We start from the raw sequence: 13,549 nt of genomic DNA on the forward strand, positions 1-13,549 counted from the left end.
GGCCTCAGCCGACCAGCGACCACGCCTCGGTGAGGGTGTGCCGCAGGATCTGCTCCATCTCGTCGAACTCGGCCTGCCCGGCGACCAGCGGCGGGGCGAGCTGCACGACGACGTCGCCGCGGTCGTCGGGACGGCAGTAGAGCCCGTTGTCCAGCAGCGCGCCGGGCAGGAACTGCTTGACCAGCCGCTCCCGCTCCCCCGCGTCGAAGGTCTCCCGGGTCTGCCGGTCCTTGACCAGCTCGATCGCCCAGAAGTAGCCGTCGCCACGGACGTCACCGACGATCGGCAGGTCCAGCAGCCTGCGCAGGGTGGTCTCGAACCCCGCGGCGTTGCCGAGGACCCGGCCGTAGAGGTCCTCGCGTTCCATCAGGTCGAGGTTCGCGAGCGCGACGGCGGCCGAGACCGGATGCCCGCCCCAGGTGTAGCCGTGCGGGAACGTGACCCCCGGGGCCAGGAACGGCTCCATCACCCGGTCCGAGGCGATCATCGCGCCGAGCGGGCCGTAACCCGACGTCATGCCCTTGGCGCAGGTGACGATGTCGGGGGTGAGCCCGAACTTCGCGCAGGCGAACGGGTGCCCCTGCCTGCCGAAGGCGTTGATCACCTCGTCGGAGACCAGCAGCACGTCGTGGCGGTCGCAGATCTCCCGCAGCCGCGCGAAGTACGACGGCGGCGCGGTCAGGCAGCCGCCGGAGTTCTGCACCGGCTCGACGACGACGGCCGCGACCGTGTCGGCGCCCTCGAAGAGGATCGCCTCCTCGACCCGGTCCGCGGCCCAGCGGCCCAGCGCCTCGGCGTCGCCGTCGAACTCGGGGTGCCGGTAGAGGTTGGTGTTCGGCACCCGGAACCCGCCGGGCGCGAGCGGCTCGAAGTCCTTCTTCATCGCCGGCAGGCCGGTGATCGCCAGCGCCCCGTGGGTGGTGCCGTGGTACGCGGTCGCCCGGCTGATCACCTTGTGCTTGGCGGGCCTGCCGAGCAGCGTGAAGTACTGCTTGGCGACCTTCCAGGCGCTCTCCACGGCCTCCCCGCCGCCGGAGGTGAAGAAGACCCGGTTCAGGTCCCCGGGTGCCAGGTGGGCGAGCCGCTCGGCCAGCTCCGCGGCGGGCGGGGTGGTGTAGCCCCACACCGGGAAGTACGCCAGCTCCGACGCCTGCCGCGCCGCCACCTCGGCGAGCTCGCGACGACCGTGACCGGCCTGGACCACGAACAGGCCGGCCAGACCGTCGAGGATCCGCCTGCCCCGGTCGTCCCACAGGTGCACACCCTCGCCCCGGGTGATCACCGGGACCGGGTTCGCCCCGTCCCGGCCGTGCATCCGGGCGAAGTGCATCCACAGGTGCCGGCCCGCCGACCGGGCGGCCTGCGACGTCCCGGTGGCGGTGGGGTCCTCGAGTGCGGTCATGGGGCGCTCCTTGCTCCGCGGGGGACGCGGGTCCCGGCGTCCGTGGGCCGCGGGCAAGCATACGAGCCGGGCGGCCCGCGCCGCCCGGCCGCGGGATCACCCGAGGTCGGCAGAGAGGAGCTCCACCTGCCCCATCGAGGCCGCGACGGCACCGTCGAGCGGGCGGCCGTAGCCGGCGGCGACGTCGGCGGCCCGCCGCGACCCGACCGTCCAGCCGTGCCGCTGCAGCCACTCGACCGGGCCCTCGCTGCGCGGCTCGTCGAAGAAGAGCTCGCGGACGTCGGTGCCGAGCATCCGCTCGGAGAGAGCGCGGAAGTGCGGGTCGGACACGATCCGGTCGATCGAGACGCCGAAGTGCTCGACGGCGATCCGGCTGCCCGGCGCGGACAACGCGTGGACCCGCTCGAACAGGAGCCGTTCGGCGTCGGCGGGCAGGTACGGCAGCAGTCCCTCGGCCAGCCACGCCGTCGGGCGCGCCGGGTCGAACCCGGCCTCGGTCAGCGCGAGCGGCCAGTCGTGCCGCAGGTCCACCGGGACGGTCTCCCGCCGCGCAGTGGGTGCCCGGCCGGCGTCGGCGATCACGCCGTCCTTGAAGGCCAGGACGCGCGGCTGATCGACCTCGAAGACGGTCGTCCCGGACGGCCAGTCGAGCCGCAGTGCGCGGGCGTCCAGGCCGGCGGCGAGCAGCACGACCTGGCCGGTCCCCGCGCCGCGCAGGGCCTCGTCGAAGAACCGGGACCGGACGCCCTGGTAGGTGGCCTGCAGGCGCCACAGCTCGTCGGGGTCCTGCGGGTCGCCCTGGATGTCGACGCCGTGCCCCGCGGCGTCGACGAACGCCTGGGCGAGCGGATCGTCCACGAGCCGGTCCGTGCGGCGGGTCTCGGTGGCCCGCCCGGCGGCGACCGCGAGAGCGGTCGCGCCCACGCTGCTGGTGATGTCCCACTGATCGTCGGCGGTACGCATGACGATCACCGTACGACGGTTCATTAGCATTGCTCAGGTCAGCGCGTGATGATCACTCACGTGGCGGAGGACGTACCGGACACCCGGTCCCATAGCCGTCGGGCGCGGTGACCCGTAACACACCCCGGGGGCGGCCCGAGTCCACGCGATGGACCTCCGCCGGGTCACCGGGTACATCGCGCTGGGCCTCCTCGCGCTCTACCTGCTGTGGCTGCTCTCGCGGACCGCCCCGGAGCTGCGCAAGAGCACCCGGGGCCGTCGTCTGCGGGCCCAGGTGCTGTCCGTGCGGCTGTGCGCGGTGGCGCTGGCCGGACTGTTCGTGGGGCTCGTCCACTTCTGGGCCACCGCGTGGTGGCAGGTGATCGTCGCGGTGCCGGTCACCTTCGCGCTGGCGACCGGGCTGCGCCGGATCCACCGGAAGCTGGTCGCGCTGCCCCGGCACCGCGTGCCGCTCGCCCAGCGGGTCCGGCGCACCGGGCACTTCCAGGTGATCCGCGAGCCCGGCTCGTCCGGGCCGCACCGGCACGCGGCGGGCGAGCTCGGGACGGCACCGTTCGTGGTGCCCGGCGCGGAGCCGGACACCGCCGTCCCGCCCGACGCGCCGGACGGTGGGTCCCTGTTCGACGTGGCCCCCGTCGACGCGGTCCCGCCCGCGGAACCCGACGACCCGGGCCGGTCGCGGCCCGGGTCCGGGTACTGAGGACGCCGGCCCGGATCAGCCCGTGGCGCCCACCGGCTCCTGCCGCTCCGCCCCGGCCCCGGCTTCCGCGGGGTCCTCGGACTCCGCGGCGTCCGGGAGGTCGGCGGGATCGGCATCGCCCGCGGTCTCCGGCGTCGCGGCGCGCCCCTCCAGCAGCTCGGTGTAGACCCCGGTGAGTGCGTCCGCGATCCGGGACCGGTCGAAGCGCGACACCGCCCGGTCCCGGCCGGCGATGCCGAAGCCGGTCCGCAGCCCGTCGTCGGCGAGGATCTCGCGCACCGCCACCGCCAGGTCGTCGACGCGGCCGGGCCGGACGTGCAGTCCGGTCACGCCGTCGACGACCGCGTCGCGCAGACCACCGACGCCGGCGGCGACCACGGGCCGCGAGCACGCCATGGCCTGCAGCACGGGGGCGACCGGGACGTCGTGCCCGGGGGCGGCCACGACGACGTCCGCCGAGCGCAGCAGCCGCGGCACCGTCGCGGCACCGACCGGGCCGAGGAACCGGACGCGCCCGGCGACCCCCACCGACTCCGCGACGGCGAACAACCGCGCGCGGTCCGCGTCGTCGCCGGTGGCGCCGCCGCCGACGAGCAGCTCCGCACCCGGCACCCGGGCCAGTGCGCGGATCGCCGCACCCGCCCCCGCACCGTCGGCCAGCGACCCGAGCGTGACGATCCGCGGGTGCTCGTCCCGGCGCAGGGCAGGCCCCTCCGGGGTGAAGACGTCGGTGTCGACGCAGGCCGGGACGGTGCGCAGCACCGCCCGCGGGACGCCGAGACGCAGCAACGCGGTGTGCTGGTCCTCGCTGGCCGCCAGCACCCGGGCGCGGCCGACCGGCAGCGGGTCGTCGTCGGCGCCGGACCGGGCGGGGACACCGGCCGGGTAGGACAGGACGACCGGGAGACCGGTCGTCCCCGCGGCCCGGGCGGCGGCCGGGCCGACGGCGTGCACCAGCTCGGGCGGGTCGTCCGCCCAGACGGACGCGAGGCCGTCGGTGAGCGTGGCCGGGGTGAGGGTGTCGACCCGCAGGTCGCCCGGGCCGTCCGGCCGGACGAGGGCGGGGTCGTCGGGGAGGTCGGTGACGACGCGGATCCGGTGGCCGGCCGCGGCCAGCGCCGCCGCGACGAGACCGGTGCCGCAGTCCTCCGGCACCTCGGGGGTTCGGACGATGGCGATACGCAAGGCAGCCTCCTCGTCGTGCTCGCGATGCGGGCACGCGCAGGTGGCTCTACGCGTCGGACGGCCGACCCTACCCGTTCGAGCGGGCGGCGCCACCCGGCGCAGCGCGCATGCCCGCTCCCGGATCCGGGTACGCCCCCGACCGGACGGACGACGAGAGGAGACGGATGCGCCCCGACACCCCCTTCACCGAGGCCGACCCGACCGACGCACGGGAACAGCGCCTCGAGACCGATCCGGACCCGGCCGACGCCGAGACCGGCGGCGCCGTCCCGATGAGCACGTCGGAGGCCGACCCGGCCGACGTCGCCGAGCAGCAGCGCGACGCGGGCCGGGACGGCGACGACTACTTACTACTTCTGAGCGGAGGCCGTGGCCTCGATGGCGGCCCGGCGGGCGTCGGCACGGCGCCGGCGGACCCGCCAGGCCACGACCCCGGCCACGACGACCACCGCGAGGACGATCCAGCCGAGCAGCCCGAAGGCGTGCTCGAACTCCTTCGCCGCCTCGCGCAGCAGGAACCCGGCGGTCACGTGCATCGCCGCCCACGCTGTCGCACCGACGGCGACGGCGGGCAGGAACCGCCGCAGCGGCAGCCCGGACGCACCGGCCGCGGCCGGCGTCATCGTGCGCACCACGGGCAGGAAGCGGGCGCACAGCACGGCCCAGGAGCCGTGTCGGCGCAGGGTGCGAGCGGCGTCGTCCCACGAGTCGCGGCCCATCCGACCGATCAGCCGGGACTCGCGCAGCCGGGACCCGAACCGTCGTCCGATCGCGTAGCCGATGGTGTCGCCACCGGCCGCCGCGACGGCGACGACGCCGGTGACCAGCACGGCCGCCGGCACGTCCGGGACGGCCATCGCCGCCGCGATCAGGACGGTCTCGCCGGGCAGGAGGAGGCCGACTCCGAGCGTGGTCTCCCCGAGCGTGACCAGGCCCGCGACGAGTACCACCACCCAGAGCGGCACGGACGTGAGGAACTCGATGATCTCGGAGATGGGAGGCTCCTTCAGTCGACGCAGGGAACGCCGTCGGCGGTCAGGTCGGGGGGCGGGACGCTCGCGGGTGGCGCGGCCGGGTCCGGCGACCCGCGCGGGGCGGCGGCGCCCGTCGTGCCGGAGTCCTCGGCCGGGGCCGGGTCGTCGCCGACGGCGGCCTCGGGCGTGGCACCGGTGCCGTCCCCGTCCGGGTCCTCGCCGGGCGCCGCGGGGTCGGTGGGGTCCGCCAGGAAGGCGGTGACCTCGGCCGGGTCCACCTGCACGGCGACGCCCTCGCTGCCGGTGCGGTAGTCGGCGCGGCCGGTCGGGATCGTCCGGAACTCGACGCGGTCGCCGCGCAGCTGGCTCGCGTGCGCGATCATCGAGGTGAGGTCCCACCCCTGGTCGAGGACGACGGCGCCGTTGACCGCACGCAGCAGCCCGGCGACGGCCGTGGGATCGGCCAGCGTCCCGGCCGAGAGCAGCCGGTGGGTGAGCCCGGCGAGGAACGCCTGCTGGCGCCGGACCCGGTCCAGGTCCCCGCCCGGCAGCCCGTGCCGCTGCCGGACGAACTGCAGTGCCTGCGCGCCCTCCACCGTCTGCGGGCCCGCGGCGAAGTCGGCACCGGAGTACCGGTCCCGGACGGGTTCGCGCAGGCAGACGGGCACTCCTCCGAGCGCGCGGGTGATCTCGGCGAACCCGGCGAGGTTGACCTGGGCGTAGTGGTCGACGGAGACGCCGGTCAGCTCCTCCACGGTCGCGACGAGCGTGCGGCTGCCGGCCGCGTTCGCCTCGCGTTCGAGATCGGCCCCGGACAGGCCCTGCCCGCTCAGGCCGGGCCGGGCGACGGCGGCGCCGCGGGCGTGCGCAGAGTTGATCTTGTGCATGCCGAGGCCCGGGACGTCGACCCAGGCGTCGCGCGGGATGGAGACCGCGGACGCGCCGAGCGACGGGTCGTCCGGGATCCGGACGAGCATGAGGGTGTCGGTGTTGGCCTGACCGTCGGCGTCACCGGCGTCGAGCGCGTCGAGCACCTCGCGGGGCAGCGGGTTGCCGCGGGCGTCCACCCGGGAGTCGCTGCCGACCAGCAGGATGTCGGTGGCGCCGTCGGCCACCGTGTCGCCGGTGATGTCGGCGGTGACCAGCCCGCCGTCGCCGCCCAGCACCGACCAGGCCGCGCCGGTGGCGAGCAGGACGGACGCGGACAGTGCCGCGACCCAGCGCCGGGCCCGCGACGGGCGCGCCGGGGGCCGGTCCCCCGCCCGCGGCCACGGCGCGACCGGCCCGCCCGGTGCGACCGCCCCGACCGGGGCGAGCGGGGTGGTCCGGCGGGTCGGGTCCACGGGGGGCGCCGCCGGAGGGCGGCGCGGCGGGCGGGGCCGTCCGGGGCGCTCGGCGGATCGCCTCGGCGGGGTGCCCGGCGGCGGGCCGGGCGGACGGGCCGGCGGCGGGCCCGGCGGCACCGCGCCGCGGGGGTCGCGCCGCGGCGGGCGGGGCGGGGTCACGCACTCCCCCGGGCCCGGCCGGCGCCTCCGGCGTCGGGGCGGCGTCGTGCCCGCTGTGCCGCGACGACCGCGTGCACCGTCTCGACCACGCCGGGATCGTCGATCACGTAGATCTGGTGCCGGCCCTCCCGCCGGGCCCGCACGAGCCCGGCGAGCTTCAGCTTGGCCAGGTGCTGGCTGACCGCGGCGACCGGCTGGCCGAGCGCGGTGGCCAGCGAGCCGACGTCGTGGGGGCCCGCGGCGAGCAGCCAGACGATCTGCAGCCGGGAGGTCGCGCTGAGCATCCCGAACGCCGCGGCCACGTCGGCCAGCAGCTCGGGTTCGAGGAGCTCCTCGTCCACCACACCTCCAGACAGTTGCAATACTTACGCAACTGTTACCGTACCGGTCGGGGTCCGGGCACGGCCCCGGGGACCGAGGAGCGCGATGGACCGGACGACCGAGGCGGGCGCCGCCGCGGCCGCGCCCCCTCCGCGCCGCGGCCCCGGCCCCCCGCCGGTCCCGGGCGAGGCCGCCCTGCGCCACTACGCACAGGCCGACGCGTTCGCCCTGCTCCGCGGCCTCGAGACGTCCCGGCGCGGGCTCACCGAGGACACCGCCGCGCTCCGCCTGGCCGAGCACGGCGAGAACGTCCCCGCCGCCGACCGCAGGCACGGCCCGCCGGTGTGGCTGCGCCGCGCACTGGCCAGCCCGTTCGCCGGACTGATGACCGTGCTCGGTGCACTGCTCGCCGTCGCCGACGAGGCCGGGAGCGCGGCGCTGGTACTGGTGATCGCCGCGCTCGGGATCGGGCTGCGGCTGTGGCACGAGATCCGGGCCGACCGCACCGCGCGGGTGCTGCGGGCCCGGGCCGGCACGACGGTCACGGTGCGCAGGCGCCCCGCCGCCGGCTCGTCCCCGCGGGAGAGCGAGGTGCCGCCCGAGGACCTGGTGCCCGGCGACGTCGTGCTCCTGCGGGCCGGCGACCCGGTGCCCGCCGACCTGCGGCTGCTGCGCGCCACGGACCTGCTGGTCGACCAGTCGTCGCTGTCCGGGGAGCTGCTGCCGGTCCCGAAGGCACCGCCGTCGGCCCCGGAGCGTTCGCCGCGCCGGCTCCGTGACCGGCCGGCCACGATCCCTCCGGTGACGGCGATCCCGTCGCTGCTGCCGGCCGGTGGCACCGTCACCCGGGGCGAGGCGACCGCGGTCGTGCTCGCCACCGGGTCCCGCACGCACGCCGAGGAGCTCGGCGGCCGGGCGCACCGGCCGCGGCCGTCGTCCGCGGTGGACCGGGGCGTCCGCGCGGTGAGCTGGACGCTGGTGCGCTGCATGCTGGTCGCCGCACCGCTGGTCGTGGTCGTCAACGGCTCGGTGTCCGGCGACCCGCGGCAGGCCCTGCTGTTCGCCGTCGCCGTGACCGTCGGGCTGGCGCCGGAGCTGCTCCCGCTGATCGTCGGGACGACGCTGCTGCGCGGCGCCGCCCGGCTGCGCGAGTCCGGTGTGCTGGTGACCCGGCCGGACGCGATCCACGACCTCGGGGCGATCGACGTCGCCTGCCTGGACAAGACCGGCACGCTCACCGAGGACCGGGTCGTGTTCACGCACTCGGTCGACGTCGACGGGCGGCCCGATCCCGCACCCGGCGACACCGCGGCCGTCGCCGTCCGGTTCCAGGCCACCCCGCGCGACGGCATCGACGACGCGCTGGCCGGTGCGGGCCGGGACGGGTCGGCGGAGCTCGCGCAGGGGCTGCTCACCCGGGTCGACGAGCTGCCGTTCGACCACGCACGGCGCCGCGCGGCCGTCGTGCTGCGCGACGCGCACGACCCCGGTGAGCTCGTGATCGTGCGCGGCGACCCGGACACCGTCCTCCCTCGCTGCTCGCACGCGGTCCGCGACGGCTCCGCCGGACCCCTGACCCGCTCGCTGCGCGCCGCCGCGGCCGACGCCGCCGACGGCCACCGCGCCCGCGGGATGCGGGTCGTCGCCGTCGCCACCCGGCGGATCGCCGCGCACGACCCGGACCCCGAGCAGGACCTGCTGCTGCTCGGGTTCGTGGGGCTGGTCGATCCGGTCCGCGCGTCCGCCGCGGGCGCGGTGGCGCGGTTCCGCGAGCAGGGCGTCGAGGTGAAGGTGCTGACCGGGGACGACCCGGTCGTCGCCGAGCAGGTCTGCGAGCGGGCCGGGATCGCGATCGACGGGGTACTCGACGGCGCCGCCCTCGACGCGCTCAACGACGTCGCGCTGGCCCGCGCGGTGCAGCGGACCACCGTGTTCGCCCGGCTCGCCCCACTGCAGAAGGAGCGGGTCGTCGCGGCGCTCCAGGCACGCGGCCACACCGTCGGCTTCCTCGGCGACGGCGTCAACGACGTCGGCGCGCTGCGCACCGCCGACGTCGGGATCGGGGTCGACGACGCCGTGCCCGCCGCCCGCGCGGCCGCCGACATCGTGCTCACCGGCCGGGGCCCGGACGCCGTCGTCGCCGCCGTCGAGGAGGGCAGGCGCACCCTCGGGCGGGCCACCCGCTACCTGACGGTGACCGCCGCACTCAACGTCGGCAACGCGCTGTCGGTGGTCGTCGCCTCGGCGGTGCTGCCGTTCCTCCCGCTCCTGCCCGCGCAGCTGGTGCTGCAGAGCGTGCTGTTCGGGGTGGCGGCGCTGTCGCTGCCGTTCGACCGGGTCGAGCCGGGCTGGACCGCCCGGCCCCGGACCTGGGACACCCGCGGCATGCTGCGGTTCATGGCGGTCCTCGGGCCGCTGTCCTCGGCGTTCGACCTGGTCACGTTCTGGGCGGTGTGGCGTTTCCTCGGCCTGGACACCCCACAGGAGCAGGCGGTCTTCCAGGCGGTCTGGTTCGTCGAGGGCGTCCTGTCCCAGGTGCTGGTGCTGCTCCTGCTGCGGACCCGGGCCGGACGCCCGGTCCGCGCGGTGGTGCTCACCGTCGCGGCGGTCGTCGTCGCGGGGGTGGCGCTGCCCTTCACCCCGCTCGCCCCGGTGTTCGGGATGGCCGCACCGCCGCCCGCGGTGTGGCCCCTGCTGGCGGCCGTCGTGCCGCCGTTCCTGCTGTGCGTGGCCGCGACGCGGCCGCTCTACCTACGTCACGTGCTGGGGATCGCCCCGGCGGAGAAGGACGGTGTCCCATGACCCCACCCGGACCGACCCAGCTGCTGATCGTGCTGCTGGTGCTCGTGCTGCTGTTCGGCGCGAAGAAGCTGCCCGACCTCGCCCGCTCCGTAGGTCGCTCGAGCCGGATCCTCAAGACGGAACTGTCCGCCGAGGAGAACCGCACCGACCACACCGACCGCTGACCCCACACTGGCCGCGCACCCCTCCGCGGGGCGGCGCACCCGTCGCGTGGGGTGCGCCGCGCCGTGACGGGGTGCGCCCCGGCGGGACGCGGCTCAGAGCAGGCTGGACCAGTAGATCCAGAACCGCTGGAGCGCCAGGCCGATGATCACCAGGAACCAGAGGACGACCGGCACCGCGTGGTAGCGGCGCAGGCCCTCGTAGAGCCCGCGGGCCGCGCCGCTGCGGTCCAGCGCCGCCAGTGCCGAGTACCAGAAGATCGGGATCGTCACGGCCCAGACGACCATGCAGTACGGGCAGAGCGCCCCGATCTCGTACAGGCTCTGGACGATCAGGTAGTGCACGAAGACGACGCCGAGCGCCGCCCCCGCGGTCAGTCCGGCCCACCACCACGCCGGGAAGCGGACCCCGGCGAGCAGCGCGGCCCCGACCGTCACGACGACGGCGAAGGCACCGATCCCGAGCAGCGGGTTCGGGAACCCGAAGAACGCCGCCTGCTCGGTCTGCATGACCGACCCGCAGGACAGCACCGGGTTGATGCTGCAGGACGGCGTGTACCCCGGGTCCAGCAGCAGCTCGATGCGCTCGACGGTCAGCGTGAACGCGGCGACCAGGCCGAGCGCGCCGCCGAGCGTCAGCAGCCACGGCAGGACCCGCGGCACCGGGCCGGGGACGCCGCCGGCCACGGGCCCGCCGGGCACCCGGTCGATCTCCTCGGTCATGGCCGCGGCCGTCACCGGTTCACCGCGGCGTCGAGCGCGTCGGTGATGTCCTGCACCGAGCTCACCTGCACCTGCTCGCCGTTCACGAAGATGGTCGGGGTGCCCTGCACGCCGGCGGCCTCACCGGCCGCCTTCTCGGCCTGCACCGCTTCCAGGGTCGCCGGGTTCGCGACGGCGGCGTCGTAGGCGGCTCCGTCGAGGCCGATCTCGTCGGCGTAGCCGCGGAAGATCGCCGTCGGGTCGGGCTGCTCGGACCAGTTCTGCTGGTTCTGGAAGAGCTTCTCGTACATCGGGACGAACTTGCCCTGCTGGTGCGCGGCCTCGGCGGCGACGGCGGCCTGCTCGGCGTTGGGGTGGATCGGCAGCGGGAAGTCCCGGACGACGAACTCGACGCGGTCGCCGTACTGCTGCACCAGCTGGCTCATGATCGGCTGGAGCTGGCCGCAGCCGGGGCACTGGAAGTCGAGGAACTCGACGAGGGTCACCTGGGCGCCCGGGGCGTCGTTCAGCCGCGGCGCGTCGGCCGGGGCGAGCGCGTCGGCGGACACCTCGCCGCCGGCGCTCCCCGTGGGGGCGTCGGGGCGGTTGACGAACAGCAGTGCCGCCACCAGGAGCGCGAACGCACCGACGACGAACAGCGAGATCTTGACATTGCGGGTCATGGGGAGGGCTCCTCCACGGGGCTCCGGCACGGAGCCGGGATCACGGGTACTGGGGACGCGGGACGTTCCCTCCCGGTCAGTTCCGGTCCACGCACAGCTGCTCGACCGGCGACGGCCCGAGCAGCGTCCGCTCCGGGGGTGGCGACGGGTCGGTGTCGGCGTGGCCCGCCGGGACGGCGGCGACCGGTGTCACCGGCAGGGCGGCCGGCGACGGGGGATCGTCGCCGTCCCGCCGGGGGACCTGCTCCGAGTCGCCGACGTGCAGCGTCGTCGGGGTCTGGTACGGGCACTCGACGGCCCGGACGTGCTCCGCGTGGTGCGTCGCCGCGGCCGCGGCCGGCCCCGCACAGACCACCAGGGCCACGAGCAGGAGCAGCAACGAGGCGAGGACGCGCACGCACCTCACCTCGTTCCTCGCCGACGGACCGCGGCGGGACGCGTTCCGGCCGCGGGGCCCGACGATACCGACGCAGCTCAGAGGGGTCGCCGCTCCCCCATCGCCCCGATCCGGGCCCGGACCGGTGGTCGCGTGCCGACGCCCGGTCGTCGGGCGGCTACCGTCGGTGGGCGTGAGCTTCCCCGAACCGTCGGCCGTGTGGCGTCCGGCCGCCGACACCGAGCGCGCGGTCACCTCCCCCACCGGATCGTGGACCCGCTTCGCCGCGCCGGGCGGATCCGTCGGCGGCGGTTTCGGGCTCTTCGAGTCGTGGATCCCGGCGGACTCCCCCGGCGCACTGCCGCACTACCACTCGGGTTTCACCGAGAGCTTCTACGTGATCGGCGGACGGCTGCGGATCATGACCGGGTCGGACTGGACGGAGGCCGGCCCCGGCGATCTCGTGCACGTCCCGGCGCACGGGGTGCACGCGTTCCGGACCGGCCCGGACTCCGACGCCCGGTTCCTGATCCTCTTCGTGCCGGGCGCCCCGCGGGAGCGCTACTTCCGCGGGCTGGCCGGGTTCGCCGCGCGGGCCGAGCCACCGACCGACGACGAGGTCGACGCGTTCGCGCGCAGCTGCGACCAGGTCAACCTGCGCGACCACCCGGGGTTCTAGGCCGCCCGCGGTGTGACCGGGGACACTTCGACGGAGAAGATCCCCGCACCCGTGAGGAGCTCCGATGGACACCGCCGCCACCCGGCTGATCGGGATGGTCCAGGCCCACTGGACCACCGACGCGATCTGCGCCGCCGCCGAGCTGGGCGTCATGGACGTCCTGGCCCGCGGGCCCGCCGGCGTCGACGAGCTGGCCGCGGAGACCGGCGCGCACCCGCCGACGCTCGACCGGCTGCTGCGCGCGCTCGCCACGCTCGGCCTGTGCGCCCGCGAGCCGGACGGCCGGTGGGCGGACACCGAGCTGGGCGGGGCGCTGCGCCGCGACGCACCGGGCGGTGCGCACGCCAGGGCACTGCTCACCTCCCGGTTGTGGCGCCCGCTGTGGGACGACCTGACCGAGTCGGTCCGCACCGGCGAGCAGGCGTGCCGGCGGGTGACCGGGCGGCCGATCTTCGGGCACCTCACCCACCGGCCCGAGCTGGGCGCGCTCTACGACGTCACCCAGCGCGGCCTCGTCGACGAGGCGGGGGCCGCGTTCGTCGACGCCTACGACGTCCCGGACGGCAGCACCGTCGTCGACCTCGGCGGGGGGACGGGCGCGCTGCTGCGGCACGTGCTGACCGCACGGCCGTCGTGCCGCGGCATGCTGCTCGACCTGCCCGACGTCGCCCAGCGGGCGCACGACGAGCTCACCGCCGCGGGGCTCGCGAGCCGCTGCGACGTGATGCTCGGCGACTTCTTCGAGGCCGTCCCCGGCGGTGCGGACGTCTACCTGCTCTCGTTCGTCCTGCACGACTGGACCGACGACGAGTGCCGCGCGCTGCTGCGGACGGTGCGGGTCGCCACCGGGCCGGACGCCCGGGTGCTGATCCTCGAGCAGCTGCTGCCCGACGACGGCCCCGGCGAGCCCGGACCCGCCCTCTACGACCTGCACATGCTCGTCGGCACCGGCGGCCGGGAGCGCACCGCCCGGGAGTACGCGGAGCTGCTGGACGACACCGGCTTCCGGGTCGAGGCGGTCGTCCCGACCACCGGCCCGCGCAGCGTGATCGACGCCCGCCCCCGGTGAGGCCGGCCTCCGCCGGCTGCGGGACAC

The 13,549-nt window shown here is 76.1% G+C and carries 14 protein-coding genes; 5 read left to right on the forward strand and 9 right to left on the reverse strand.

The genetic code is table 11. The annotated features are described in order from the left end of the window. Positions 1–4: 4 nt before the first annotated feature. Positions 5–1,402, reverse strand: coding sequence for an aspartate aminotransferase family protein (locus AD017_RS03525; RefSeq protein ID WP_060572829.1), 1,398 nt, complete (start codon positions 1,400–1,402; stop codon positions 5–7). 96 nt (positions 1,403–1,498) lie between these two features. Further along, on the reverse strand, positions 1,499–2,365 hold the full coding sequence (locus AD017_RS03530; protein ID WP_060576212.1) for an SAM-dependent methyltransferase: 867 nt from the start codon (positions 2,363–2,365) through the stop codon (positions 1,499–1,501). Between the two features lie 148 nt (positions 2,366–2,513). Here AD017_RS03530 and AD017_RS03535 point away from each other — a divergent pair, with 148 nt between their 5' ends. Continuing rightward, positions 2,514–3,065, forward strand: a complete 552-nt coding sequence (locus AD017_RS03535) for a hypothetical protein (RefSeq protein ID WP_060572831.1) — start codon at positions 2,514–2,516, stop codon at positions 3,063–3,065. A gap of 15 nt (positions 3,066–3,080) precedes the next feature. On the opposite strand, the gene AD017_RS03540 is transcribed toward AD017_RS03535, so the two are convergent. The 4 genes from AD017_RS03540 to AD017_RS03555 form a co-directional block, all read right to left on the reverse strand. Then, positions 3,081–4,250, reverse strand: coding sequence for a glycosyltransferase (locus tag AD017_RS03540; RefSeq protein WP_060572833.1), 1,170 nt, complete (start codon positions 4,248–4,250; stop codon positions 3,081–3,083). Positions 4,251–4,600: 350 nt separating this feature from the next. Next, positions 4,601–5,215, reverse strand: a complete 615-nt coding sequence (locus AD017_RS03545) for a DedA family protein (protein ID WP_227012649.1) — start codon at positions 5,213–5,215, stop codon at positions 4,601–4,603. A gap of 41 nt (positions 5,216–5,256) precedes the next feature. Then, complete coding sequence (locus tag AD017_RS03550) at positions 5,257–6,567, reverse strand: LCP family protein (RefSeq protein WP_082399485.1); 1,311 nt, start codon at positions 6,565–6,567, stop codon at positions 5,257–5,259. A 158-nt stretch (positions 6,568–6,725) separates the two neighbouring features. After that, positions 6,726–7,070, reverse strand: a complete 345-nt coding sequence (locus tag AD017_RS03555) for a metalloregulator ArsR/SmtB family transcription factor (protein ID WP_227012650.1) — start codon at positions 7,068–7,070, stop codon at positions 6,726–6,728. A gap of 85 nt (positions 7,071–7,155) precedes the next feature. Here AD017_RS03555 and mgtA point away from each other — a divergent pair, with 85 nt between their 5' ends. After that, positions 7,156–9,852, forward strand: a complete 2,697-nt coding sequence (mgtA, locus tag AD017_RS03560; protein WP_060572839.1) for a magnesium-translocating P-type ATPase — start codon at positions 7,156–7,158, stop codon at positions 9,850–9,852. Continuing rightward, positions 9,849–10,016 (forward strand): twin-arginine translocase TatA/TatE family subunit, encoded by a 168-nt coding sequence (tatA, locus tag AD017_RS37180; protein WP_060572841.1) that lies wholly within the window; start codon positions 9,849–9,851, stop codon positions 10,014–10,016. Before mgtA ends, tatA begins: the two co-directional genes overlap by 4 nt. Before the next feature lie 93 nt (positions 10,017–10,109). On the opposite strand, the gene AD017_RS03570 is transcribed toward tatA, so the two are convergent. The 3 genes from AD017_RS03570 to AD017_RS35155 all read right to left on the reverse strand — a co-directional run bounded on the left by AD017_RS03570 (position 10,110) and on the right by AD017_RS35155 (position 11,795). Next, the gene (locus AD017_RS03570) at positions 10,110–10,751 is read right to left on the reverse strand and encodes a vitamin K epoxide reductase family protein (protein ID WP_010231065.1); all 642 of its coding nucleotides are present in this window, start codon (positions 10,749–10,751) and stop codon (positions 10,110–10,112) included. After that, a complete protein-coding gene (locus tag AD017_RS03575) occupies positions 10,748–11,398 on the reverse strand; it encodes a thioredoxin domain-containing protein (RefSeq protein ID WP_010231062.1) in 651 nt (216 codons plus the stop codon). The genes AD017_RS03570 and AD017_RS03575 overlap by 4 nt, the downstream gene beginning before the upstream one ends. 76 nt (positions 11,399–11,474) lie before the next feature. Next, positions 11,475–11,795 carry a hypothetical protein gene (locus tag AD017_RS35155; RefSeq protein WP_010231059.1) on the reverse strand — a complete coding sequence of 107 codons (321 nt, stop codon included), beginning with the start codon at positions 11,793–11,795 and terminating at the stop codon, positions 11,475–11,477. Between the two features lie 172 nt (positions 11,796–11,967). Here AD017_RS35155 and AD017_RS35160 point away from each other — a divergent pair, with 172 nt between their 5' ends. Further along, positions 11,968–12,453 (forward strand): cupin domain-containing protein, encoded by a 486-nt coding sequence (locus tag AD017_RS35160; RefSeq protein ID WP_157178966.1) that lies wholly within the window; start codon positions 11,968–11,970, stop codon positions 12,451–12,453. Positions 12,454–12,517: 64 nt separating this feature from the next. Further along, positions 12,518–13,522 carry a methyltransferase gene (locus AD017_RS03590; protein WP_060572843.1) on the forward strand — a complete coding sequence of 335 codons (1,005 nt, stop codon included), beginning with the start codon at positions 12,518–12,520 and terminating at the stop codon, positions 13,520–13,522. The last annotated feature ends 27 nt before the right edge of the window (positions 13,523–13,549 follow it).

The sequence above is a fragment of the Pseudonocardia sp. EC080619-01 genome, from assembly GCF_001420995.1.
In the GTDB taxonomy this organism is placed as follows: domain Bacteria; phylum Actinomycetota; class Actinomycetes; order Mycobacteriales; family Pseudonocardiaceae; genus Pseudonocardia.

What these genes read in the sequence shown, in the direction of transcription:
- AD017_RS03535 (WP_060572831.1), top strand. Translation starts at nt 2,514, where the DNA reads ATGGACCTCCGCCGGGTCACCGGGTACATCGCGCTGGGCCTCCTCGCG.
- mgtA (WP_060572839.1), top strand. Translation starts at nt 7,156, where the DNA reads ATGGACCGGACGACCGAGGCGGGCGCCGCCGCGGCCGCGCCCCCTCCG.
- tatA (WP_060572841.1), top strand. Translation starts at nt 9,849, where the DNA reads ATGACCCCACCCGGACCGACCCAGCTGCTGATCGTGCTGCTGGTGCTC.
- AD017_RS03590 (WP_060572843.1), top strand. Translation starts at nt 12,518, where the DNA reads ATGGACACCGCCGCCACCCGGCTGATCGGGATGGTCCAGGCCCACTGG.
- AD017_RS03575 (WP_010231062.1), bottom strand. Translation starts at nt 11,398, where the DNA reads ATGACCCGCAATGTCAAGATCTCGCTGTTCGTCGTCGGTGCGTTCGCG.
- AD017_RS03530 (WP_060576212.1), bottom strand. Translation starts at nt 2,365, where the DNA reads ATGCGTACCGCCGACGATCAGTGGGACATCACCAGCAGCGTGGGCGCG.
- AD017_RS03525 (WP_060572829.1), bottom strand. Translation starts at nt 1,402, where the DNA reads ATGACCGCACTCGAGGACCCCACCGCCACCGGGACGTCGCAGGCCGCC.